The organism is Allobosea sp. P4_C6, assembly GCF_056402015.1.
In genome coordinates this window covers 1-1,916 of the sequence record NZ_JBFUIF010000212.1, presented here as the reverse complement: position 1 = coordinate 1,916, position 1,916 = coordinate 1, and the positions used below count along the sequence as shown (strand labels likewise).

Here is a 1,916-nt window from a genome sequence, read left to right as displayed (position 1 = left end):
TCCGAGCGCTTGCGGGTCAGGCCCCAATAGAACAGCAGGCAGGCGAAGGTGGCGAGCAGCAATGCCGAGGCCATCACCGCCGCGAGATCCCATTTCAGGGTCTTGTGAACCTGCAGGTCGATCAGATTGGCGATCAGAATGCTCGTGCGCCCGCCAAGCAGCGTCGGCGTGACGTAGAAGCCGAGGCATAGGATAAAACAGATGATGCCGCCGGTCGCAGCACCGCTGACGCTGAGCGGGAAGACGACCTTCCAGAAGGCCTGGCGCGGCGTCGCGCCGAGCGAGCGGGCCGCCTTCACCAGATCCCGCTCGACATCGAGGATCGAGGTCAGGCAGGTCAGCACTACGATCGGCAGGAGGATCTGGACCATGCCGACATGGACGGCGACCGGCGTGTAGAGCAGCTGGATCGGCTCGCCCGTGAGGCCGAGGGCCGAGAGCGCCTTGTTCAGGACGCCCTCGCGGCCGAGGAGGATGATCCAGGTGTAGGTCCGGATCAGGATGCTGATCCAGAACGGCAGCAGGATCAGATAGGTCGCCATGACGCGCTTGCGCGGGGCGAGCCCCGCCATGAAATAGGCCATGGGATAGCCCATCACCAGGCAGATCGCCGTCACGGTCGCGGCGGTGACAAAGGTCCTTTGCAGGACGATGATCGACAGCTGCGACGTGTAGATCTGCCGCACCGGCTCGGCCGTGAACGATGTTCCGTCATGCACCGTCAAGGTGAGGACGCCGAACACCGGATAGACGAAAAGGACCGCCGCCAGCACCGTCGCCGGTGCTAGAAGCAGAAGGGTTTTCGTCCATCGAATGCGCATGGCGGCGGCAGACTTTCACGAGGCCCGGCGGTCGAGCCGGGCCAGAGTTGGATCAGGTCGAACTCAGGTCGGGTTCGGGGTCAGATCAGCAGCCATTCGTTCCAGCGGGTGGTGACGGCATCGATGTTCTCGGCCCACCAGGCGCTGTTGAACTCGAACTGCACGGCGGCGTTCTCAGGTGATGTCGGCAAGGTCGCCGCGAAGGCGGGTTCCAGCAGCTCGGTCATGCCGGGCACGAAGCCGGGATAGGGCACCTGCTTGACAAAAGCGGCCGAGGCGACCGGGTCCATCCGGAACTTCATGAAACGCATCGCTTCCTTGGGATGCCGTGCGCCCTTGGGGATGCCCAGATACGACAGCATCAGGGCCCCGCCCTTGAAGGTGATATCGACCGGCTTGCCTTCGTTCTTCAGCGGCGTGATGCGGCCGTTCCAGCAGGAAGTCAGGTTGACTTCGCCATCGATCAGCAGCTGCACATGCTGGGCACCGTTCGTCCACCAGACCGGGATGTGCTTTTTCAGCTGGTCGAGCTTCCTGAAGGCGCGGTCGACGTCGATCGGGTAGAGCTTGTCGGGCGCGACGCCATCGGCGAGCAGGGCGAATTCGAGATTGCCCTTCGGCGAGTTCTCCAGGGAGCGCGGCCCCGGGAAGGCCTTCACATCCCAGAAATCGGCCCAGGATTGCGGGGCCTTGCCCTTGCCGAACTTGTCGGTTCGGAACGCCATCACCGTCGAATAGGATGCGCGCACCATCGCCGTCGGCTGCTTGGCGATGGCCGGCAGCTTGTTGTCGGGGTCGATGATCGCGTAATCGATCGGCATCAGCCAGCCGGCCTTGGTCGCGGTGACGACGTCGTCGCCGTTCAGTTCCGTCAGGTCCCACTCGACATTGCCGGATTCGACCATCGCCTTGAGCTTCGGAAGGCTGACCGGCGCCGTCGGCTTGACCTTGATCCCCGTCTCCTTGGCGAAGGGCTCCTCGAAGATCTTGGTGATCATCGTCGCCAGGGCTCCGCCGGAGCCGTTGACGACGATCGTCGTCTCCTGGGCGAACGAAGGGAATCCGGCCGCCAAGGAAGCCGCTGCCGTGCTGGCC

Annotated in this window: 2 protein-coding genes; both read right to left on the bottom strand. The window is 63.9% G+C overall.

Going from position 1 to position 1,916, the window contains the following annotated elements; translation table 11 throughout:
* Positions 1-773, bottom strand: a 773-nt coding sequence (locus AC1DVA_RS28025) for an ABC transporter permease (RefSeq protein ID WP_476808071.1), incomplete at its 3' end; no start/stop codon positions are given.
* Between the two features lie 128 nt (positions 774-901).
* Complete coding sequence (locus AC1DVA_RS28020; RefSeq protein ID WP_476808070.1) at positions 902-1,819, bottom strand: ABC transporter substrate-binding protein; 918 nt, start codon at positions 1,817-1,819, stop codon at positions 902-904.
* Positions 1,820-1,916 lie beyond the last annotated feature (97 nt).